General features: G+C 63.8%; 22 protein-coding genes. 3 read left to right on the top strand and 19 right to left on the bottom strand.

From position 1 onward, the window contains the following. Positions 1 to 100 precede the first annotated feature (100 nt). The 3 genes from EB233_RS05135 to rplS all read right to left on the bottom strand — a co-directional run bounded on the left by EB233_RS05135 (position 101) and on the right by rplS (position 2,039). Entirely contained in the window at positions 101 to 631 is a 531-nt protein-coding gene (locus tag EB233_RS05135) for a MarR family winged helix-turn-helix transcriptional regulator (RefSeq protein ID WP_064991033.1), read from the bottom strand. Continuing rightward, positions 628 to 1,041, bottom strand: coding sequence for an organic hydroperoxide resistance protein (locus tag EB233_RS05130; RefSeq protein ID WP_064991032.1), 414 nt, complete (start codon positions 1,039 to 1,041; stop codon positions 628 to 630). Before EB233_RS05130 ends, EB233_RS05135 begins: the two co-directional genes overlap by 4 nt. A 449-nt stretch (positions 1,042 to 1,490) precedes the next feature. Continuing rightward, a complete protein-coding gene (gene rplS / locus EB233_RS05125; protein ID WP_064991031.1) occupies positions 1,491 to 2,039 on the bottom strand; it encodes a 50S ribosomal protein L19 in 549 nt (182 codons plus the stop codon). 325 nt (positions 2,040 to 2,364) lie between these two features. On the opposite strand from rplS, the gene EB233_RS05120 reads away from it, so the two are divergent. Then, on the top strand, positions 2,365 to 3,117 hold the full coding sequence (locus tag EB233_RS05120; RefSeq protein ID WP_064991030.1) for a sulfite exporter TauE/SafE family protein: 753 nt from the start codon (positions 2,365 to 2,367) through the stop codon (positions 3,115 to 3,117). Here the strand turns inward: EB233_RS05120 and trmD are convergent. Next, positions 3,099 to 3,797 (bottom strand): tRNA (guanosine(37)-N1)-methyltransferase TrmD, encoded by a 699-nt coding sequence (gene trmD, locus EB233_RS05115; RefSeq protein ID WP_064991029.1) that lies wholly within the window; start codon positions 3,795 to 3,797, stop codon positions 3,099 to 3,101. The two genes, EB233_RS05120 and trmD, sit on opposite strands and share 19 nt — an antisense overlap. Next, positions 3,794 to 4,393 carry a ribosome maturation factor RimM gene (gene rimM / locus EB233_RS05110; protein ID WP_064991028.1) on the bottom strand — a complete coding sequence of 200 codons (600 nt, stop codon included), beginning with the start codon at positions 4,391 to 4,393 and terminating at the stop codon, positions 3,794 to 3,796. Before rimM ends, trmD begins: the two co-directional genes overlap by 4 nt. Positions 4,394 to 4,511: 118 nt before the next feature. On the opposite strand from rimM, the gene EB233_RS05105 reads away from it, so the two are divergent. Together EB233_RS05105 and EB233_RS05100 are read left to right on the top strand one after the other, a co-directional pair. After that, complete coding sequence (locus EB233_RS05105) at positions 4,512 to 5,450, top strand: tyrosine recombinase XerC (RefSeq protein WP_064991027.1); 939 nt, start codon at positions 4,512 to 4,514, stop codon at positions 5,448 to 5,450. Positions 5,451 to 5,728: 278 nt separating this feature from the next. Continuing rightward, positions 5,729 to 6,799, top strand: coding sequence for a TraB/GumN family protein (locus EB233_RS05100; RefSeq protein ID WP_064991026.1), 1,071 nt, complete (start codon positions 5,729 to 5,731; stop codon positions 6,797 to 6,799). A gap of 3 nt (positions 6,800 to 6,802) precedes the next feature. On the opposite strand, the gene EB233_RS05095 is transcribed toward EB233_RS05100, so the two are convergent. From EB233_RS05095 to zapE, 14 genes are all read right to left on the bottom strand, one after another. Further along, entirely contained in the window at positions 6,803 to 7,279 is a 477-nt protein-coding gene (locus EB233_RS05095; protein WP_064991025.1) for a DUF2867 domain-containing protein, read from the bottom strand. A gap of 378 nt (positions 7,280 to 7,657) precedes the next feature. After that, on the bottom strand, positions 7,658 to 8,038 hold the full coding sequence (locus EB233_RS31640; protein ID WP_179948857.1) for a hypothetical protein: 381 nt from the start codon (positions 8,036 to 8,038) through the stop codon (positions 7,658 to 7,660). Positions 8,039 to 8,109: 71 nt separating this feature from the next. Continuing rightward, on the bottom strand, positions 8,110 to 9,516 hold the full coding sequence (gene lpdA / locus EB233_RS05085; protein ID WP_064991024.1) for a dihydrolipoyl dehydrogenase: 1,407 nt from the start codon (positions 9,514 to 9,516) through the stop codon (positions 8,110 to 8,112). Between the two features lie 24 nt (positions 9,517 to 9,540). Next, on the bottom strand, positions 9,541 to 10,296 hold the full coding sequence (locus EB233_RS05080) for an SDR family oxidoreductase (RefSeq protein WP_064991023.1): 756 nt from the start codon (positions 10,294 to 10,296) through the stop codon (positions 9,541 to 9,543). After that, entirely contained in the window at positions 10,293 to 10,802 is a 510-nt protein-coding gene (locus EB233_RS05075; RefSeq protein ID WP_027055135.1) for a hypothetical protein, read from the bottom strand. Before EB233_RS05075 ends, EB233_RS05080 begins: the two co-directional genes overlap by 4 nt. Beyond that, complete coding sequence (locus EB233_RS05070) at positions 10,802 to 11,530, bottom strand: DUF4241 domain-containing protein (protein WP_064991022.1); 729 nt, start codon at positions 11,528 to 11,530, stop codon at positions 10,802 to 10,804. Before EB233_RS05070 ends, EB233_RS05075 begins: the two co-directional genes overlap by 1 nt. Before the next feature lie 16 nt (positions 11,531 to 11,546). Beyond that, a complete protein-coding gene (odhB, locus tag EB233_RS05065; RefSeq protein WP_064991021.1) occupies positions 11,547 to 12,818 on the bottom strand; it encodes a 2-oxoglutarate dehydrogenase complex dihydrolipoyllysine-residue succinyltransferase in 1,272 nt (423 codons plus the stop codon). 46 nt (positions 12,819 to 12,864) lie between these two features. Continuing rightward, positions 12,865 to 15,852: a 2-oxoglutarate dehydrogenase E1 component gene (locus EB233_RS05060; RefSeq protein ID WP_064991020.1), complete on the bottom strand. Its 2,988-nt coding sequence runs from the start codon at positions 15,850 to 15,852 to the stop codon at positions 12,865 to 12,867. 136 nt (positions 15,853 to 15,988) lie between these two features. Beyond that, entirely contained in the window at positions 15,989 to 16,891 is a 903-nt protein-coding gene (gene sucD / locus EB233_RS05055; RefSeq protein WP_064991019.1) for a succinate--CoA ligase subunit alpha, read from the bottom strand. Positions 16,892 to 16,902: 11 nt separating this feature from the next. Further along, positions 16,903 to 17,400 (bottom strand): DUF1579 family protein, encoded by a 498-nt coding sequence (locus tag EB233_RS05050; protein ID WP_064991018.1) that lies wholly within the window; start codon positions 17,398 to 17,400, stop codon positions 16,903 to 16,905. 3 nt (positions 17,401 to 17,403) lie between these two features. After that, entirely contained in the window at positions 17,404 to 17,775 is a 372-nt protein-coding gene (locus EB233_RS05045) for a cupin domain-containing protein (protein WP_064991017.1), read from the bottom strand. A gap of 4 nt (positions 17,776 to 17,779) precedes the next feature. Next, on the bottom strand, positions 17,780 to 18,973 hold the full coding sequence (gene sucC, locus EB233_RS05040) for an ADP-forming succinate--CoA ligase subunit beta (RefSeq protein WP_064991016.1): 1,194 nt from the start codon (positions 18,971 to 18,973) through the stop codon (positions 17,780 to 17,782). Between the two features lie 30 nt (positions 18,974 to 19,003). Next, on the bottom strand, positions 19,004 to 19,972 hold the full coding sequence (gene mdh / locus EB233_RS05035; protein ID WP_027055143.1) for a malate dehydrogenase: 969 nt from the start codon (positions 19,970 to 19,972) through the stop codon (positions 19,004 to 19,006). 354 nt (positions 19,973 to 20,326) lie between these two features. Further along, positions 20,327 to 21,526 (bottom strand): cell division protein ZapE, encoded by a 1,200-nt coding sequence (zapE, locus tag EB233_RS05030; RefSeq protein ID WP_064991015.1) that lies wholly within the window; start codon positions 21,524 to 21,526, stop codon positions 20,327 to 20,329. Between the last annotated feature and the right edge of the window lie 80 nt (positions 21,527 to 21,606).

Genomic DNA, 21,606 nt, shown 5'->3' with positions numbered 1-21,606 from the left:
ACTTTAGCTTTCCGCAAACGCCACGCAAGACGGTCCGCTGCGTCAGCACGCTCGAAATGGGATTCGCATGCCTGAATTCAGAGATTTCGGGATGATCTGGTTACGTCGAACCGGAAACCGGCGCTTCCGCATCCGCCGACGCGTCTTGCGCGACGGCATTGCGCAAGCCGGCCACGAGATGGGTGAGCGTTGCGTGCAGCGCTTTCGCTTCGGCAGGCTGCAGCGGCACGCTGCAGGCAAGGGCCAGGGACACGTCCTTTATGCGCCCGCGCAGCGCCTGGCCCTTCGCCGTCGGCTCGACCAGCACCCGGCGCTCGTCGGCGGCATCGCGGCGGCGGGTGACGAGGCCGCCCGCCTCCATCCGCTTGAGCAACGGCGTCAGCGTCGCGGAATCCAGGCCGAGCGCCTCGCCAAGCGCGCCCACCGTGCTCGGCGCATGCTCCCATAGGGCCAGCATGGCCAGATATTGCGGGTAGGTCAGGCCGAGCGGATCGAGCAACGGCCGATAGAGCTTCGTCATCAGCCCGCTCGCCGAGTAGAGCGCGAAGCAAAGCTGCTGGTCGAGCCGCGGCACTGTCCCGGCGGCCTCCGCCGGGACGTCGCTGGCGCTGTCTGTGGTCCTTCCCGTCATGCCGCCTTTACCGAAAGCGCTACCTCGACATTGCCCCTGATGGCGTTCGAATAGGGGCATATCTTGTGTGCCTCCGATACAAGCGCTTCCGCAGCCGCCTGATCAAGGCCTTTCGTCTCCGCCGCCAGCGTGACGCCAAGCCTGAAGCCCTCGCCGTGGGGAAGCAGGCTGACGGTCGAGGTTACCCCCGCATCCGTCAGCGGCAGCTTCTGTTTGCGCGCGACGAAGCGGATGGCGCTTTCGAAGCAGGCAGCGTAGCCGATGGCGAAAAGCTGCTCGGGATTGGTGGCGCCGCCCGGCCCACCAAGCTCCTTGGGCATCGCCAGATCGACCTTGAGCAGGCCGTCGCTGGTCTCGCCATGGCCGGCGCGGCCGCCGGTGACGTGAGCCTGTGTGGTGTAGAGTGCCATATCAAATCTCCAATTACATTGTGCACGATTATTTAGTACACAAGATAATATGTCGTCAAGGCACCAATTGCTGCATATTCACCGATGCTCGAATGATGGCAGGCCCCCGACTTCGTCATTCTAGGGTGAAGCAGTCGCGAAGCGACGTCGCGGAAACCCTAGAATCCATGCCGTGACGGCCGGTACAAGCGCAGCGGCTCAGAATGAAGGTCGCGCTCACCGGAGCCAGTTCTGCGCCGTAGGATCGCACAGACGGCACGGAATGGATCCCCGGGTCTGCGCCGCGTCGCTGCGCTCCTTGCTTCGCCCGAGGATGACGAAGCACAGATGTCTCGGCCGATTGCCAAGGTGTCCACAAACACGAAAGACCATGGTCGAATGCCCTGCCTGTTCGCCAAAACGAAAAAAGGCGGCCGAAGCCGCCTTTTCAGAACTCGTCTCTCGAAACCTTATTCGGCCGGGGTCGCTTCAGCAGCCTTGGCAGCAGCTTCAGCCTCTGCGGCGGCCTTCTTCTCGGCGGCTTCCTTGGCGGCGGTCTCGGCGGCCAGCGCCTGGGCGGCCGCGACCTTCTCGGCCTCGATGCGCGCCTTCTCGGCGTTCAGCGCGTCGCGCTCCTCATCGTTCAGCTTGCGGGCGCGCACGCCGGTGTTTTCCGAAATACGGGCCGACTTGCCGCGACGATCGCGCAGGTAATAGAGCTTGGCACGACGCACCTTGCCGCGACGCACGATCTCGACGCCTTCGACCATCGGCGAGTAGACCGGGAACACGCGCTCGACGCCTTCGCCGTAGGAGATCTTGCGGACGGTGAAGTTTTCCTGGAAGCCGGAACCGGCGCGGGCGATGACAACGCCTTCATAGGCCTGGACGCGGGTGCGGGTGCCTTCGGTCACGCGGACCTGGACGCGCACGGTGTCGCCGGGCTGGAATTCGGGAAGCTTGCGCTTGGCTTCGATCTTGGCGGCCTGTTCGGCCTCGAGCTGACGGATGAGATCCATCTGGTAATCCACTTCTTGTTCTTCCGACAGTCAGAGCGCCCTACGCTCGCCTTGCAGTTCCATTGACCGCTCGGCTATGTCCTTTGCCTCTAAGACGTTCGTCCGCAAGACATCGGCAGGGGCGACTACACCGTCATTGTTGACGGGTCCGCAAGATTGTTCTTGCCGGTACGGGCGGGCACATACAGCTATTTCGGCCCTTTGTCACGCCCGGCCCAAGCATTTTTTGCCGGCATGGCATCATGGTAATTGCGCCGTGCCGGGTTGCGTCAGGCTTTCGTGCTGCCTAAGCCGGAACAAGTACAGTTTTCGGTGGCCGCTTTCCATGTCTGTTTTCGACGCCATCCTGCTTTTCCTCGCGGGCTTTGTGTCGGGCGCCGCCAACGCGGTTGCCGGCGGCGGCACCTTCATCACATTCGGCGCCATGACCTTGGTCGGGGTGCCGCCAATCGTCGCCAACGCCACCTCCTCGGTCACGCAATTCCCGGGCTATATCACCTCGACGCTCGCCTATTGGACCGACATCAGGCATTTCTGGCGCGGGGCCCTGCTGCTTTGCGTCATATCGGCGATCGGCGCACTGGCCGGCGCGCTGATCCTGTTGGCGCTGTCCAACCCATCCTTCCGCGTCATGGTGCCGTGGCTGCTGTTGGCCGCAACCGCCCTGTTTGCCGCCGGGCCGTGGCTTAAGCCGGCGCCAAAACCCGGCCATCAGGCGGCGGTCGGATCGCTAGCCGGATCGCTGGCGCAATTCGTCACCGCCATTTATGGCGGCTTCTTCGGCGCCGGCATGGGCGTGATGATGCTGGCGACGCTCGGCCTGACGCAGAGCGGCGACTACCACCGGCTGAACGCGCTGAAGAACATGCTGGCCGTGGTCATCGCGGCTGTCGCCATCATCGTCTTCGTCTCGGGTGGCGTCGTCGCCTGGCCGCAGGCGATCGTCATGATCCCCGGCGGCGCGCTCGGCGGCTATGCCGGCGTCTGGATCGCCAAGCGCGTGCCACAGAACGCCGTGCGCGGCTTTGTCATCGCCGTCGGCCTGTTTCTGGCGTTCTATTATTTCGGCAAGGGGTGAGCGCCGAGCAGATCCGGCCGCCGCTCCCTTGTCAGCGCTTCCGACTCCGCCCGCCGCCAAGCCGCGATCTTCTTGTGATTGCCGGAGATCAGCACCTCGGGAATCTCCCGCCCCTCGAACTCCTGCGGCCGCGTGTAGTGCGGATGTTCGAGCAGGCCGTTTTCAAAGCTCTCTTCCTCGCCCGACACCGCATTGCCCATCACGCCGGGCAACAGCCGCACCACGGCGTCGAGCAGCACGAGCGCTGCCGGTTCGCCGCCTGAGAGGATGAAATCGCCGACCGAGACTTCCTCCAGCCCCCGTGCCTCGATCAGCCGCTGGTCGACGCCCTCGAAGCGGCCGCACAGGATGACGGCACCCGGCCCCGCGGCAAGCTCGCGCACGCGCGCCTGCGTCAACGGTTTGCCGCGCGGACTCATCAGCAGGCGCGGACGCGGATCACCAGGCGGCGAGGTGTGGTCGATCGCCCTGGCCAAGACATCGGCGCGCATCACCATGCCGGCGCCGCCGCCGGCCGGCGTGTCGTCGACGGTGCGGTGTTTGTCCTGAGCGAAATCGCGGATCTGGATCGCCTCGAGAGACCACGTGCCGGCCTCCAGCGCCCGCCCGGCCAGCGACAGGCCGAGCGCGCCCGGAAACATCTCGGGATAGAGCGTCAGTACGGAAGCGGAAAAGCTCACCGGTTGCCCCCGGCGTCGCGCGGTCCGCGCGGCCTGCCTTTCGGGTCAAAATCCTCGTCGCGCGGCGCCTCGCCATCCTCGTCCTCGACCAGTCCTGCTGCCACCGGGTCGACGCGGACAAAGCCCTCCGATATCGCCACTTGCGGCACGGCGGCCTGCGTGAACGGGATCAGCACGCCCTTGCGACTGCCCAGCGTCACATCGAGAATATCGCCGCCGCCGAAATTATGCACCGCGACCACCTTGCCGAGCGCGGTACCGGTGTCGTCCCGAACCTCCAGTCCAACGAGGTCGGCATGGTAGAATTCATCCTCCTCGCCGTCGTCGGGCAGCATCGAGCGGTCGACGAACAGCTCGGTGCCGGCGAGCGCCTCGGCGGCGTTGCGGTCGCCGATGCCCTTGAAACGCACCACAACGACCGTGTTGGCGGGCCTTATATCAATGATCTGGAAGGCGCGGCCGTCCCTGGCATAGAGCGGCCCATAATCGGCCAGCGCCATCGGCTCGCCGGTGAAGGTCTTCACCCTGAGTTCGCCCTTGATGCCATGGGCGGCGCCGATCACGGCCATCTGGACAGGGTTTTGCGGCTTGGCCATCGGAAAAAGTCCTTTGGCCTGCTCTAACCCCAGCCCGGCGTCATTTCAATGATCGCCCTTGGCATTTCAATGACGCGCTCTTCACGCCTTCCTAACCCCGATACCCGAAAATGCCGCCATGCAGGAATTCCTCATCCCGGCAAAGCCCGATCTCCAGGCGGCACGCGAGAGCTGGTTGAAGATGCTGGCGCGTGAACGTCGCCTGTCGCCCGCGACAGTGGAAGCCTACGAGCGCGACTCACGTCAGTTCCTGCATTTCCTCACCGGCCATTGCGGCGGCTCGCCCGGCATTTCCGATATCGCCAATCTGCGCCCGGCGGACCTGCGTGGCTTCCTCGCGGCGCGCCGCAACGAAGGCGCCGGCGTTCGCACGCTTGGTCGAGGTCTGGCCGGCATCCGCTCGCTGCTGCGGTTCCTCGAACGGCGCGGCCTCGCCAATGCAGCGGGCGCCGCAGCACTTCGCGCGCCGCGTCAGCCCAAATCGCTGCCAAAACCTCTTACCGCGAGCGACGCCAGACAGGTCGTGTCGGTGGAAGGCCAGCTGGCGGAGGAGCCCTGGATCGCCGCCCGCAACGCCGCCGTGCTGACGCTGCTTTACGGTTCCGGCCTGCGCATTTCCGAGGCCCTGGGTCTTGCCGCCGCCGATCTGGCATCGGAGACCGACACCGTGCTGCGCGTCACCGGCAAGGGCGGCAAGACACGGCTGGTGCCGGTACTGCCGGTTGCGCTGAGAGCAATCGCCGAATACCGCCGGCTCTGCCCCTATCATCTCGATCCGAAGGGACTGCTGTTTCGCGGCGCGCGCGGCGGCCCGCTCAATCCGGCCATCGTCCAGCGCGATATGGCCAAGCTGCGCTCGGCGCTCAACCTGCCCGACACCGCGACGCCGCACGCGCTGCGCCATTCCTTCGCCACACATCTGCTCGGGCGCGGCGGCGATTTGCGCACCATCCAGGAACTGCTCGGCCACGCCAGCCTGTCGACGACGCAGATCTACACCGGCGTCGACACAGCAAGGCTGCTGGAGATTTACGAGGCAGCGCATCCGAGGGCGTGAGCTTGCCGCAGTCGCGATTGGCTGAAGCCTCCCAATTTCGTCATACTAGGGCGGAGCAGCGGCGTAGCGGAGACCCTGGTATCCATGCCGTGACAGTTGTCGAGGAATGCCACGGAGCGAATTTCTGCGCCGCGTCGCTACGCTCCCTGCTCCGCCAGTGGATGACGACCGGCGTTTACGCCAATCACCGGCCCATCAGCGTCAGCACATAGCCGGTCAGGACAATTTCTCGGCGCCAATTAACCGTTTTGCCGTTTTTTGCGCCTACGGATGATGTCATGAAACGCGTCATAGCCATCGCCGATCGTGCGGCGTCCCTGTCGCTGAAGCTGCTCGTTGCGCTCAACGTGCTGTTTTTCCTGTCCTTCCTCGCCGTGCTGCTGTTCGCTGCGGGCAGGGCGCATGCGGAAATCCCGACCTGCGGCGGCGCCGACATGCTGTCGGCCTTGCAGAAGAGCAATCCGGCCACCTACAGCAAGATCGAGGCGGAAGCTGCCGCCACGCTCAATGGCAAGGGCCTGCTGTGGAGGCTGGAAAAGCCGGGCGAACAGGCTTCCTACCTGTTCGGCACCATGCACATGACCGACCCGCGCGTCACCACGCTGCCGCCGGAAGCGCAAAAGGCGTTTGACGCCGCCGGCACCCTCATCATCGAAACCACCGACGTGCTCGACAAGCAGAAGATGATGACGGCGATGCTGAAAGAGCCGGACCTGATGATGTTCACCGACTCCACGACGCTGTCCTCATTGCTGACGCCGGACGAGGCGGCGGCGATGAATGCGGCACTCGACGCGCGCGGCATTCCGCCGGCGACCGTCGCCAAGATGAAGCCGTGGATGCTGTCGGCGATGATGGCGCTGCCGGCGTGTGAACTCGCCCGGCAGTCCGGCGGTGCGCCGGTGCTCGACGTCAAGCTGGCCGAAAGCGCCAAGGCGGCCGGCAAGCCGGTGGAAGGACTGGAAACGGCCGAGAGCCAGCTGCGCGCCATGGCCTCGCTGCCGCTCGCCTTTCACATGAAGGGCCTGGTCGACACGCTGAAGCTCGGCGACAAGGTCAACGACATCAACGAGACCATGATCGTGCTCTACCAGCGTGGTGACACCGGCATGTTCTGGCCGCTGTTCCGGGCCGCCATGCCCGAGGAGCAGAATGATGCGGCCGGCTATGCCGCCTTCGAGGAGACCATGATCACCAGCCGCAACAAGGTGATGGTCGATCATGCCGGGCCGATCCTGGCCAAGGGCAATGCCTTCATGGCGGTCGGCGCGCTGCACCTTCCCGGTCCGCAGGGACTGGTCGAGGATTTCCGCAAGGCCGGCTATACTGTCACGGCGGCGGGGCTTTAGCCCTTATTTGATCAAAACCTGAGCCAGCATCGCCGGAACGATGATCCGGTGAAACGGCATGATGACGGCAAGATATGTCCGCCCAAGCAGATTGTGTGTCTTGACGATCGTCGACACAGCCACCTGCTGACGGCCCGCGCCGAGGTCGTTCACCTCCACCAGGATGCGGAAATCGAGATGTCGGTCGTCCAGACCAAGGACGGCCCTGCCTTGTGCCTGGCTGATGAGCGGAAAGATGCCGATCCTGGTTTCCGGCGGCGCGTCGGGCTCCGCCCCCGCTTTCAGCCCAAATGGCCTCACGGCAAGATTGCGGAGCTGCGTAAGCCGGCCGACCCATCGCGGTGACCGCCCCAGGATGCGTTCGGCCGCGCCAATGGCGGTGAGGGCAAGACCATCGGTTGTCAGCACATATCGATCGGCGAACTGAGCCCCGGCAAGAGCGCTTTCGGGATCGGGAAAAATCTGTGCAGTGGGCGTCATGCCGGCAACTCCCTCGCAACCAACGATAGCATCGGTTGGCTTGGCTCGCTGCGTTGCGAAACGCCGCCAGTCAGGTTGCTCGAAATCAAGCTGGCGGGAGGCGTCATTTCCCCGGGCTTGGGCGACTGGTCGAGGATTTTCGCAAAGCCGGCTATACTGTCAACGCCGTCAATTGAGTCGGATGGCAGCGGGAGGCTCAAACGCCGCGTTTTCGGCGCTTTCCTTCGCTAGCGTGAAACCCATTCGACGCTTGCGCGTTGATGGCTGTTGATTGATCATTTTCATCCACGGAGGACACTTTTATGGCGAATCCATCGAACGACACTCCCAGGCCGAGCGGCGGGGGCGGCAGCCCTTGGCTGATTGCGCTGGTCGTCGTTATCCTGGCGATTGTCGCGTATTACGTTTTCGGAAGAAAGGGCGAGCATCCGGCACCGGCCGAGCCGCCAGCGGCCAGCACTCCGGCCCCGGCGCCCGCACCGGCTGAACCGATGAAGCCGGCCACGCCTGCTCCGGCACCTGCGCCCGCTCCGGCCCCTGCGCCAGCACCCGCGCCAGCCCCTGCTCCTGCACCGGCCCCCGCGCCTGCTCCGGCACCAGCACCGGCTCCGGCCAACTGATCGGCTCGATATCGAATACGAACGGTCCGCTGAAAAGCGGGCCGTTTTTTTGTAAGTCAGTGCCCTGAAAGGCCTTTCCAGAAACTCGCTCCGGTGAGTCAGCTGGTGTGGTTTTCGAGAACCGGAGCGCAGCGGACACTAGTTCCGTGAGCACCGGAAGCGCAGAAAACCGCGCCAGATGGCCACCGGAGTAGAGTTTATGAAAGGCCTTTAAATGTGGATCGGCTTGAAGAAGGTGGCCAGCGCCGCTTCCTTCACCGCTTCCGACATCGTCGGATGCGCATGGCAGGTGCGGGCGAGGTCTTCCGACGAGCCGCCGAACTCCATCAGCACCGCCGCCTCGTGGATCATCTCGCCGGCGCCGAAACCGACAATGTGCACGCCGAGCACGCGGTCGCTGACCTTGTCGGCGAGGATCTTCACGAAGCCGTCCGTGTGCAGCATGGCGCGCGCCCGGCCATTGGCGCTGAATGGGAATTTTCCTACCTTGTAGTCGATGCCGGCCTTCTTCAACTCTTCCTCGGTCTTGCCGACCGACGCAATTTCCGGGCTGGTGTAGACGACGCTCGGGATGACCTCGTAATTCACATGGCCAGCCTGGCCGGCAATGGTTTCGGCCACCGCCACGCCCTCGTCCTCGGCCTTGTGCGCCAGCATCGGCCCGGCGATGACATCGCCGATGGCATAGATGCCGGGGACATTGGTCTTGAGATGAGCGTCGGTCTTGACCCGGCCACGCTCGTCGACCTCGACGCCGGCTTCTTTCAGCTCCAGACTGTCCGCAAAGGCGCGGCGCCCGGTCGAGATCAGCACCACGTCGGCGTCGATGGTCTCGGCCGCACCGCCCTTCACCGGCTCGAAAGTAACGCTGGCGCCCTTTTTGGCCTTGGCGACGCCGGTGACCTTGGCGCCGAGCTTGAACTCGAAGCCCTGCTTGGCGAGCAGCCGCTGGAACTGCTTGGAGACCTCGCCATCCATGCCGCCGAGGATCGTATCGAGGAATTCGACCACGGTGACCTTGGCGCCGAGCCGCGCCCACACCGAGCCGAGCTCGAGCCCGATGACGCCGCCGCCGACCACCACCAGATGGCCCGGAACCTTCTCCAAGGCCAACGCGCCGGTCGACGACACAATCACCTTCTCGTCGAAATCGACCTTGACGCCGGGAATGCCGGCGACGTCGGAACCGGTGGCGATGACGATGTTCTTCGTCTCGATCTGCTCGACCTTGCCGTCCTCGGCGGTGACCGACACCTTGCCCGCCGCGAGCACCTTGCCGGTGCCGCGGAAACTATCGATCTTGTTCTTCTTGAACAGGAAGGCGACGCCGTTGACGTTGGACGCCACCGTCGCATCCTTGTGCGCCATCATCTTCTTCAGGTTCAGCTTGGGCGCGGCGATCTCGACGCCCAGCGTGTCGAAGGAATGGCCGGCCTCGGCGAACATTTCGGAGGCATGAAGCAGTGCCTTGGACGGAATGCAGCCGATGTTGAGGCAGGTGCCGCCGAAGGTGGCGTTCTTCTCGACCACCGCCACCTTCAGCCCGAGCTGTGCCGCCTTGATGGCGCAGACATAGCCGCCGGGTCCCGATCCGATGATAACGACGTCATAAGCCATGTTCGTTGTCCTCTTATTTGGCGCTCAGCGGCCGCCGCTGACATTCAGGATCGCGCCCGTCGTATAGGACGCGGCATCGGATAGAAGATAGAGAACAGCGCTGGCGACTTCATCCGCGGTGCCAGCTCTTTTCATCGGCAAGGTATCCTGGATCAGCGCCACCCGGTCCGGCTGTCCGCCGGAAGCATGGATGTCGGTGTCGATAATGCCCGGCCGCACGGCATTGACGCGCACGCCTTCGGCGGCCACCTCGCGCGCGAGCCCGACGGTGAACGTGTCGATGGCGCCCTTGGACGCGGCATAGTCGACATAATTGTCGGGCGCGCCCAGCACCGCCGCGGCCGACGAGATATTGACGATCGCTCCGCCCTTGCCGCCATGGCGGGTCGACAGGCGCTTGACCGCCTCGCGGGCGCAGAGAATGGAACCGACGACATTGATGCGCATCATGCGTTCCAGCCGTGCCGCGCTCATCTCGTCGACGCGCGCCTTGGCGTCGACGATGCCGGCATTGTTGACGAAGGCGTCGAGCCGGCCATAGGTGCGATCCACCGCCTCGAAGATGGCCAGGATATCGGCCTCGCTGCCGACATCGCCCTTGACCGCAAAAGCGTTGCCGCCGCCGGCCTTGATCTCGCCGACCAGCGCGTTGGCGGCCGCCTGGTTCGAAGCATAGTTGACGACGACGCGATAGCCGGCCTTGGCGCCGAGCCTGCAGACGGCGGCGCCGATGCCGCGACTGCCGCCGGTGACCAGCAGCACCTTTTGCACATCGCTCATTCCTGGCATCCCTTCAGCGTGAAAACATCCGACGGCACTTTCGAAAATCCACTGCCGCCATAGGCCGTGGACTGATGCAGCATCGGGCCGAGATCCGGCAAGATCAGCGTCTTCGGCGCCTCGACGCCTTCCGCCGGCAACAGCCCGATGCTGCCCTTGTCGTCCGACGTATAGATGACGCCGTGCCAGGGGGTACAGGCGGCGAGTTCATCGCCCGTGGTGTCGCCTTCCGGGCATTTGTACATCAGGGAGCCGTTCGGCCGCGCTTCACCCGAGCTCCACATGACGATGCCGTTCAGCACCACATTGTTGTCGAGGATCATCCGGAAGCTGTTGGTGACGGTGGCCGAGGTGCCGGTTGGGGTAAAATCGATCTCGCTGCCGCTCTGCGCGTCGCCATAGACGGCGAGTTCGATCGGACAGGCGGCATGGGCGGCGGAATTCGCCGCCGTGAGAGCCAGCGACCCGGCCACAAATCCAATCATAGGCGAGGCGGCATTGGTCATCAGTTCGTCTGGTTGCTTTCTCGGCCGTCAGCATTTTCGAGCACTTCGAAGTCGGTCATCAGGAGAAGTGGTTCGCCGGCCGCGTTCAATCCCCAGAAGGACCGATATGAGCCGTCGCCATAGCCGGTGTCGAACATGGCGACATTGAGGGGGTTGCCTTCAATCGGACTATCGATACAAAACCTGTCGATAGTGCAAGCGACATCGGCGAGATAGTCGTCGAGTTCCTGCTGGTCAGACATCAGCGTCAGGACCGATTTGTCCATGAATGACGCAACCGCGTCATCGACAATAAATTCAAGAAATTCCGACTTATAAACCGGTGCACGATCGGGAACGAAGGTCGCCAATTCCCAACGCATCGGCAAGCCAGGGCTGAATCGCAAGACCGCCGCGGCAACGCAGCCCTGTGCTTGAAGAAGCGTGACCGGGTAGCGCCCCGGCTTCACCTTGCGGCTGAAAGCGGGCCGGCTTAGTCCGGTAATGAGCGGATCGCAGGCGACGATTTCGCCGGTCGGCAGTTCAAGCTCACCGATCGTGATCGCGCTGATCTTCCGTTTAGCCATCTCAGCATCGCTGAGAGCGAAGACACCGAGATTACTGCTTCCTAGCGCTGGGCTCGATTCAAGCGATTTCGCCGGCGAAGCCGCAACGGCCGAGGCCGTTGGCCGAAAAGTCCGAAGAGCGCGACCCAGCGCAAACCCGAACCGTTCCAGCCAGCCGCTCATTGCGGATCAGCCCCGCTCACAGATCGAGCACCAGCCGCTCCGGATCCTCCAGGCTTTCCTTGACGCGCACCAGGAAGGTGACCGCTTCCTTGCCGTCGACGATGCGGTGATCGTAGCTCAGCGCCAGGTACATCATCGGCCGGATCACGATCTGCCCACCGACCACGACAGGACGGTCCTGGATCTTGTGCATGCCCAGAATGCCCGACTGCGGCGCATTGAGGATCGGCGTCGACATCAGCGAGCCATAGACGCCGCCGTTGGAAATGGTGAACGTGCCGCCCTGCATGTCGGCGACCGACAGCTTGCCGTCGCGCGCGGCGATGCCCAGCCGGCCGATGTCCTTCTCGATCTCGGCGATGGACATCTGGTCGGCGTCACGCACGACCGGCACGACGAGGCCCTTCTCCGTGCCGACGGCGACGCCGATATGGGCGTAGTTCTTGAAGATGATGTCAGTGCCGTCGATCTCGGCGTTTACCGAGGGAATCTCCTTCAAGGCATGGGTGACAGCCTTGGTGAAGAAGCCCATGAAGCCGAGCTTCACGCCATGCTTCTTCTCGAACACATCCTTGTACTTGCTCCGCAGCGCCATCACCGCCGACATGTCGACCTCGTTGAAGGTGGTCAGCATGGCTGCGGTCGACTGCGCTTCCTTGAGCCGCCGCGCAATGGTCTGGCGCAGCTTGGTCATGCGCACGCGCTCTTCGCGCGAGGCATCGTCGCCTTGGGATGGCGCACGCACCGCAATCGGTGCCGGTGCCGCCTTCGGCGTTTCTGCCGGCTGCGACGGCGCGCCCTTGGAAATGGCGTCGAGCACGTCGCCCTTCAGCACCTGGCCGCGCTTGCCCGAGCCGGAAAGCTGGTCGACCGACAGATTGTTCTCGGCGATCAGTTTCGCGGCGGCCGGCGCCGGCGGCATGGTGCGCGACTCGACCGCGCCGTCGCCGGCGATCTTGGCGGTCTCGGCCGCGGCCTGCCTGGTGGTCTGCGCCGCGTCGGGGCTGGAGGCCTGCGCCACCGCTTGCGGCTTGGTCACCGGGGCAGCGCCACCGGCCGAGATCGAGCCCAGCAGCGCGCCGACACCAACCGTCTCGCCTTCCTTAGCGACGATTTCGCCGAGCGTGCCGGCAGCGGCGGCGGGCACCTCGATCGTCACCTTGTCGGTTTCGAGTTCGACCAGCGGCTCGTCGGCGGCAATGGCATCGCCGACCTTCTTGAACCATTTGCCGATAGTCGCCTCGGTGACGGATTCGCCGAGAGTGGGAACGCGGATTTCGGTAGCCATTGTGCCTGTCCGTTATTTTCGGTTCTGTTCTTGTTCGCCCAGTTTTCTATTCGCCAAGCGCGTCTTCGAGCAAGGCAGCGAGCTGGGCAAGGTGCTTGGACATCAATCCGGTCGCCGGCGACGCGGCCGCCGGCCGGCCGGTGTAGCGCACCCGCTGATGCTTGGCGTCGATATGCGCCAGAACCCATTCCAGATACGGGTCGATGAACGACCAGGCGCCCATGTTCTTGGGCTCCTCCTGGCACCACACCATCTCGGCGTTGCGGAAACGCGACAGTTCGGTGATCAGCGCCTTGGCCGGGAACGGATAGAGTTGTTCGACGCGCAGCAGATAGATGTCGTTGATGCCGCGCTTCTCGCGCTCTTCGTAGAGGTCGTAATAGACCTTGCCCGAGCACAGCACGACGCGGCGGATCTTTGAGTCCTTGGTGAGCTTGATCGCCTGGTTGGGCAACAGCTGGGCGTCGTCCCACAGCAGCCGGTGGAACGAGCTTTCGCCCGAGATTTCCGGCAGCGTCGACACCGCCCGCTTGTGGCGCAGCAGCGACTTCGGCGTCATCAGGATCAGCGGCTTGCGGAAGTCGCGTTTCAGCTGCCGGCGCAGGATATGGAAATAGTTGGCCGGCGTCGTGCAGTTGGCGACTTGCATGTTATCTTCGGCGCAAAGCTGCAGGAAACGCTCCAGCCGGGCCGACGAATGTTCCGGACCCTGGCCTTCATAGCCATGCGGCAGCAGGCAGACGAGGCCCGACATTCTGAGCCACTTGCGCTCGCCCGACGAGATGAACTGGTCGAACACCACCTGGGCGCCGTTGGCGAAGTCGCCGAACTGCGCTTCCCACAAGGTCAGCGCCTTCGGCTCGGCCAGGCTGTAGCCATACTCGAAGCCCAGCACCGCCTCTTCCGACAGCATCGAGTTGATGACCTCGTAGCCGGCTTGCGCCGACGACAGATTGTTGAGCGGGATGTAGCGGGTCTCGTCGCGTTGGTCATAAAGCACCGAATGGCGCTGCGAGAAGGTGCCGCGCTCGGAATCCTGCCCGGAAAGCCGGATCGGGTTGCCGTCGAGCAGGATGGCGCCGAAGGCGAGCGCTTCGGCCGTCGACCAGTCGATGCCTTCGCCGGACTCGATCGCCTCGCGGCGGTTCTCGAGGAAGCGGATGATCGTCTTGTGCGCTTCGAAACCCTTCGGCACCTCGGTCAGCTTCTTGCCGATTTCCTTCAGCGTCTTGACCGGCACGGCGGTCTTGCCGCGCCTTTGTTCGTCCTGGTTGTCGGCCGTGCGCAGGCCCGACCAGGCGCCGTCCAGCCAGTCGGCCTTGTTGGGCTTGTAGTGCTGGCCGACTTCCCATTCGGATTCCAGATGCGCGCGCCAGTCGGCCTTGAGCTTGTCGAGCTCGGCCTGGCTGATGTGGCCCTCGGCGATCAGGCGCTCGCCATAGATCTGCACCGTCGTCTTGTGGGTGCGGATGTTGCGGTACATGAGCGGTTGGGTGAAGGACGGTTCGTCCCCCTCATTGTGGCCGAAGCGGCGGTAGCAGAACATGTCGACCACGACAGGCTTGTGGAACCTCATGCGGAATTCGATCGCCACCTTGGTGGCGTGGACCACGGCTTCCGGATCGTCGCCATTGACGTGGAAGATCGGCGCTTCGATCATCTTGGCGACATCGGAAGGATAGGGCGACGAGCGCGAGAAGCGCGGATTGGTGGTGAAGCCGATCTGGTTGTTGATGATGAAGTGCAGCGTGCCGGCGACGCGGTGGCCGCGCAGGCCCGACAGGCCTAGGATTTCGGCGATCACGCCCTGGCCGGCGAAGGCGGCGTCGCCGTGCAGCAGGAGCGGCAGCACCTTGGCCCGCTCTTCCAGCGGCACGATCTCCTCGCGGCCGCGGCCGAACAGATAATCCTGCTTGGCGCGCGCCTTGCCCATCACCACCGGGTCGACGATTTCCAGATGCGACGGGTTGGCCGTCAGCGACAGATGCACCTTGTTGCCGTCGAACTCGCGGTCCGACGAGGCGCCGAGATGGTACTTGACGTCGCCCGAGCCCTCGACCTCGTCAGGGGCCGCCGAGCCGCCCTTGAATTCGTGGAAGATGGCGCGGTGCGGCTTGGCCATCACCTGGGACAGCACGTTGAGCCGGCCGCGATGCGCCATGCCGAGCACGATTTCCTTCATGCCGAGCTGGCCGCCGCGCTTGACGATCTGCTCCAGCGCAGGGATCAGCGCCTCGCCGCCGTCGAGGCCGAAGCGCTTGGTGCCCTTGTACTTGACGTCGATGAACTGCTCGAAACCTTCCGCCTCGATCAGCTTCTGCAGGATCGCCTTCTTGCCGGTGGTGGTGAAGGAGATTTCCTTGTCGGCGCCCTCGATGCGCGCCTGGATCCAGGCCTTTTCCTCGGGATCGGAGATGTGCATGAATTCGACGCCGAGCGTCGAGCAATAGGTGCGGGTCAGGATCTCCAGCATCTGCCGGATGCTGCCGAATTCGAGCCCGAGCACATTGTCGAGAAAGATCGGCCGGTCGTAGTCGGCCTCGGTGAAGCCGTAATTCTCCGGCGACAATTCATTGTAATCCTCAAGCGGCTTGGCGATGCCGAGCGGATCGAGATTGGCGTGCAGGTGGCCGCGCATGCGGTAGGCGCGGATCATCATGATGGCGCGCACCGAATCGCGCGTCGCCTGGTGCACGTCGGCATCGGAAAGCACGACGCCATTGGTGACCGCCTTGTCCTTGACCTTCTTCTCCAGATGCTTCTCGACGATGCCCCAATTGCCGTCGAGCGCCGACACCAGCTCGCCATTGGCCTGCAGCGGCCAGGAGGGCTTGGCCCAGGAGGCGCCCTTGGCATTCTTTCGCACATCGCCGGCATCGTCCTTCAGGCCAGCGAAGAACTCCTGCCATTCGGGATTGACAGAGGCGGGATCATCCTCATAGGCGGCATAGAGCGCGTCGATGTAATCGGCGTTGCCGCCATAGAGGAATGAGGTGAGCGAAAATTGGTCGTTGGCCTGATCTTGTCTTGCCATGTCGTTTCAGCGGAGCAGCGCTCCGTCTCCTTACGTTTGCGGCAGAGCCGCGATAGTGGACGGTTCACCCGCCCTTCTTGTCCCCTCAAAAGCCAACGAACCGTCGCTGGCCCTCATTCCATAACCGGCGCCAGATTCAGCCCTTGATGGCTTCAACCAGCGTCGTGCCAAGCCGGGCCGGCGACGGCGAAACCTTGATACCGGCCGATTCCATTGCCGCGATCTTGTCCTCGGCGCCGCCCTTGCCGCCGGAGATGACCGCGCCGGCATGGCCCATGGTGCGGCCGGCCGGCGCCGTGCGCCCGGCGATGAAACCGGCCATCGGCTTCTTGCGGCCACGCTTGGCTTCGTCCTTGAGGAACTGCGCGGCGTCTTCCTCGGCCGAACCGCCGATCTCGCCGATCATGATGATCGACTTGGTCTCGTCGTCGGCGAGGAACATCTCGAGCACGTCGATGAACTCGGTGCCCTTGACGGGATCGCCGCCAATGCCGACGGCGGTGGTCTGGCCGAGGCCGACATTGGTGGTCTGGAACACTGCCTCATAGGTAAGCGTTCCCGAGCGCGAAACAACGCCGACCGAGCCCTTGCGGAAGATGTTTCCTGGCATGATGCCGATCTTGCATTCGTTGGGGGTGAGCACGCCCGGGCAGTTCGGGCCGATCAGCCGCGAGGTCGAGCGGTCGAGCCGCGCCTTGACCTTGATCATGTCCATCACCGGTATGCCTTCGGTGATGCAGATGATCAGCGGGATCTCGGCCTCGATCGCTTCCAGGATCGCTTCGGCTGCACCCGCCGGCGGCACATAGACCACCGACGCATTGGCGCCGGTCTTTTCCTTGCCCTCGGCGACGGTCGCGAAGATCGGCAGGCTCTCGCCCTTCGACCCGGTCCAGGTCTCGCGGCCCTTCTTGGGATGGATGCCGCCCACCATCTTGGTGCCGTGATAGGCCAGCGCCTGCTCGGTATGGAACGTGCCGGTCTTGCCGGTCAGGCCCTGCACCAGCACCTTGGTGTTCTTGTCGACGAGAATGGACATCGGAGCCCTTTTTAAAAACCGTTGAGTGTGGAAGGCAAAACGCGCCGGTAGAGCCCGCTCACCATGTCTTGCCAGCCATCGCTGCCGGCAGGTTTGAAATGCAATCGCATGCGGTAGGTATCTGCATCGTCGAAAACATAGGTCACGCGTGCGGCGCCGCGCGGCGACGAGCGTTCCAGAACCAGTTCGTCGCCGTTCCACGTGCCTGTCGCCGGCGAAGCCGGCACAAAGCCCATCGAATCGAACTGATGCATGGTGACGAGGCTGTTCTGCTGGTCGAAGCCGAACACTGAGTGCGATCCGAACGAGATCGTGCCGTCGCGGCGCTGGCGATAGCGCTGCACCACGAACTGGCCGCCGAACTCAGCCTCTGCCAGCACTTCAGACGTCGCTGGGCCGCCATCGGCCCATTGCGTGTCCGAGACCTCTTCCCCGCCGCGCCACGCGCCGACCAGCGCCTGCAGGCGTTTGTGACCGTCCGAGAGCGAAGAGAAGGACGCCGTGTTCATCGGTCAGAGCCGCTTCAGGTCGGTGACGGTGAGGTCGCTCTTGGCGTTGCCGGTGTTGAGCGTCGTCGCCGGCTCGAACATCAGCACCACGGGCTCTGGCGTCAGCGAACGCGGCCGGTGCTCGACACCGCGCGGCACGACGATGAAGTCGCCCTCGCCGAGCTCGACCGGACCGTCGCGGAAATCGATGGCGATCCTGCCGCGCAGCACGAGGAAGGCTTCGTCCTCATTGTCATGCGCGTGCCAATCGAAAGCCTCGCCGAACTTGGCGACCTTGGCCTGGCTGTCATTGACGTCGCCGGCGATGTGCGGATCGAAGACCTTGGCGATCTTTTGATCCGCTGCCTCGACGAGGCTTATCTTGCGCGGAGGCATCCGCTCAGCCCTTCACCGCCGCCACGATCTTCTTGGCCGCATCGTCGAGATCGTCGGCCGACACCACGTTGAGGCCGCTGTCGTTGATGATCTTCTTGCCGAGCTCCGCATTGGTGCCTTCGAGCCGCACCACCAGCGGCACCTTCAGCCCGACTTCCTTGACCGCGGCGATGACGCCCTCGGCGATGATGTCGCACTTCATGATGCCGCCAAAGATGTTGATCAGTATGCCTTTGACCGCAGGGTCCTTGGTGATGATCTTGAACGCCGCAGTGACCTTCTCCTTGGAGGCGCCGCCGCCGACATCGAGGAAGTTGGCCGGTTCGGCGCCATAGAGCTTGATGATGTCCATCGTCGCCATGGCAAGGCCGGCGCCGTTGACCATGCAGCCGATATTGCCGTCGAGCGCGACATAGGCGAGGTCGTATTTCGACGCCTCGATTTCCTTCTCGTCCTCTTCGGTGGTGTCGCGCAGTTCGAGCACGTCGGGGTGGCGGAACAGCGCGTTGTTGTCGAACGACACTTTCGCGTCGAGCACGCGCAGGCGGCCATTCTTCATGACGATCAGCGGGTTGACCTCGAGCAGGCTCATGTCCTTGTCGACAAAGGCCTTGTAGAGGATCGGGAACAGCGTGCCGCCGTCCTTGGCAGCAATGCCGTCGAGCTTCAACGCGCCGTTCAGTGCCTTGACGTCATCCGCCGTGACGCCCTTTTCCGGATCGATGGCGACGGTGATGATCTTTTCCGGCGTATCATGCGCCACCGATTCGATGTCCATGCCGCCTTCGGTCGAGACGACGAAGGCGATGCGGCCGACTGAACGGTCGACCAGGATCGACAGATAAAGCTCGCGCTCGATGTCGGCGCCGTCCTCGATGTAGAGGCGGTTGACCTGCTTGCCGGCCGGACCGGTCTGCTTGGTCACCAGCGTGTGGCCAAGCATCTCGTTGGCGTTGGCAACGACTTCGGCGACCGACTTCGCCAGCCGCACGCCGCCCTTGGCGTCGGGCGACAATTCCTTGAACTTGCCCTTGCCGCGGCCGCCGGCATGGATCTGGCTCTTCACCACATAGAGCGGACCGGGCAGTGCTTTTGCCGCGGCTTCCGCCTCGCTTGCCTTGAACACCGGCACGCCTTCGGCCACCGGCGCGCCAAAGCTCTTCAGCAGCGCCTTGCCCTGATATTCATGGATGTTCATTGGGGATTATCTCCAGGTCAGCGACTGGGTTTACTTCGAAGCGAGCTGCGGCGCGATCTTGACGCAGGCCTCAGTCAGGCCCTGCACCGTCGCCACCGAGCTGTCGAACATCTTCTGTTCGCTCTTGTTGAGGTCGATCTCGATGATGCGCTCGACGCCGCCGGCGCCGATCACCACGGGAACGCCGACATAGGTTCCCTTGACGCCATACTGGCCGGAGAGATGCGCCGCGCAGGGCAGCACGCGCTTCTTGTCCTTGAGGTAGGATTCGGCCATCTGGATCGCCGAGGCCGCCGGCGCGTAATAGGCCGAGCCGGTCTTCAGCAGGCCAACGATCTCGGCGCCGCCGTCACGGGTGCGCTGGACGATCTGGTCGAGCTTCTCCTTCGAGGTCCAGCCCATCTTGACGAGATCGGGCAGCGGAATGCCCGATACCGTTGAATAACGGATCATCGGCACCATGGAATCGCCGTGGCCGCCGAGCACGAAGGCGGTGACGTCCTCGACCGAAACCTTGAACTCCTCGGCCAGGAAGTAGCGGAAGCGCGCGCTGTCGAGCACGCCGGCCATGCCGACGACATGGGTCTTGGGCAGGCCCGAAAACTTCTGCAGCGCCCACACCATGGCATCGAGCGGGTTGGTGATGCAGATGACGAAGGCCTTCGGTGCGTACTTCTTCAAGCCGGCGCCGACCTGTTCCATGACCTTCAGATTGATGCCGAGCAGATCGTCGCGGCTCATGCCCGGCTTGCGCGGCACGCCGGCGGTGACGATGCAGACATCGGCGCCCTCGATGCCGGCATAGTCGTTGACGCCGGTCAGCCGGGAATCGAAACCATCGACCGGCGACGACTGCGCGATATCGAGCCCCTTGCCTTGCGGAATGCCCTCGGCAATATCGAACAGCACCACGTCGCCGAGATCCTTGAGGCCGATCATGTGGGCGAGCGTGCCGCCGATCATGCCCGAGCCGATAAGCGCTATCTTGTTGCGTGCCATGTGAGGATGTTTTCCCTTTGTCTGTGACTGCGCCCAAATCTTTGACGATCTGATGACGGTGCCGAGGAAGAGGCCGGAATGCTGCGGAAAACCCGCGAGATTTCGCCGCACCCAATAGCTCCGGTGCGGAATAAATTCAAACGATTATTTCGACCCCAGCATTTTCAATCGGTTAGATGGTTTGGGATTTACGTAAACGTCAAAGTCTGTGAGCCGACTTTCTAGATATTATACAACTAGGGTGACAATTGGAGGGCTTGAAGGGCCGATGACGCCGTTGTGATGGGCTTCGCCAAGGACGTGTTCCACTTGAGGACGTCCGCGGGACAGCGCGAAGGATCGCTACCTTCGTCTTTAGGCCTGCGCCTGCTGCGCTTCAGCCGCCGCCTTCGCGTTCCGCCGCTCCGCCCATTCCTCCAGCCAGTCGCGGCTCTGCATCTCGATCAGCCGGGAGGCCGTACGTTCGAACTCGAACACCTCGACGCCGCGCTTGGCCACATAAAGCTGCGGTGGCGGGGCCTCGGCGCTCACCACCAGCCGCGTGTGGTGGTCGTAGAGCGTGTCGATCAACAGGATGAAGCGCTTGGCCTCGTTGCGCTTGCCTTCGCCCAGCACCGGCACGTGATCGATGAAGATGGTTGAAAACCGCGCGGCGATCGCCAGGTAGTCGCGCGCGCCGAGCGGCTTTTCGCACAGTTCGGCAAAGGTGAACCGCGCCGCGCCATCCGCCGCGCGCGGCACGACCACCTGCCGCCCCTTGATGGTCAGCGACGTTGCCATGGCCGGCTCACCACGCGTCATCGTGCGCCATGCCTCGTCCAGCGCCCGGTCGGCGGCCGCGTCGGCCGGCGTGACGTAGACCGGCGTGCGGGCTAGCTTTTCCAGCCGGTAATCCTTGTCGCTGTCGAGCGACAGCACCAGCGCATGGCGTTCCAATATGCGGATGAATGGCAGGAAGAGCTGGCGGTTCAGCCCATCGCGGTAGAGATTTTCCGGCGCCACGTTCGAGGTGGCGATCAACACGACGCCATTGGCGAACAGCGCCGAAAACAGCCTGGACAGGATCATCGCATCGGCGATGTCGGTGACCGAGAATTCGTCGAAGCACAGCACCCAGGCCTGCTCGGCCAGCGCCTTGGCCACCGGTGGGATGGGGTCGTCTTCCTTGACGTCGCCATTCTTGCGCGCCTGCCGGTGTCTCTGGATGCGGTCCTGCACATCGGCCATGAAGTCGTTGAAATGGACGCGGCGCTTGCGCCGGACCGGCAGCAGCTCGAAGAACATGTCCATCAGCATGGTCTTGCCGCGGCCGACACCGCCATGGATGTAAAGGCCCCTGACGATGTCGCGCGTCTCGCGCTTGCGGGCAAATAGCCAGCCCAGCGCACTGGATTTGTGCGCCAACCTTTTTGCCGAGATTTCCGCTGTCAGCCGGTCGAGTGCCGCGGCGACGCGCTCCTGCGCCCCGTCGCGCTCGATCGCGCCGGTGTCCACCAGATGGTCGTACCGCTGCCTGACGGTCGCATGAGTCTGGAGGCCGTCACGCAGATGCATCGGTCACGTCGTTTGTTCAGAGCAGGAATGCTTCAGAGGGACTGGGGGTGCCAAGATTCAGGTCGGGCTGCGCGCAGGCC

The sequence above is a fragment of the Mesorhizobium erdmanii genome (assembly GCF_013170725.1).
In the GTDB taxonomy this organism is placed as follows: Bacteria; Pseudomonadota; Alphaproteobacteria; order Rhizobiales; family Rhizobiaceae; genus Mesorhizobium; species Mesorhizobium erdmanii.
The sequence above is the reverse complement of the archived record's forward strand: the minus strand, read 5'-3'. Positions and strand labels throughout refer to the sequence as shown.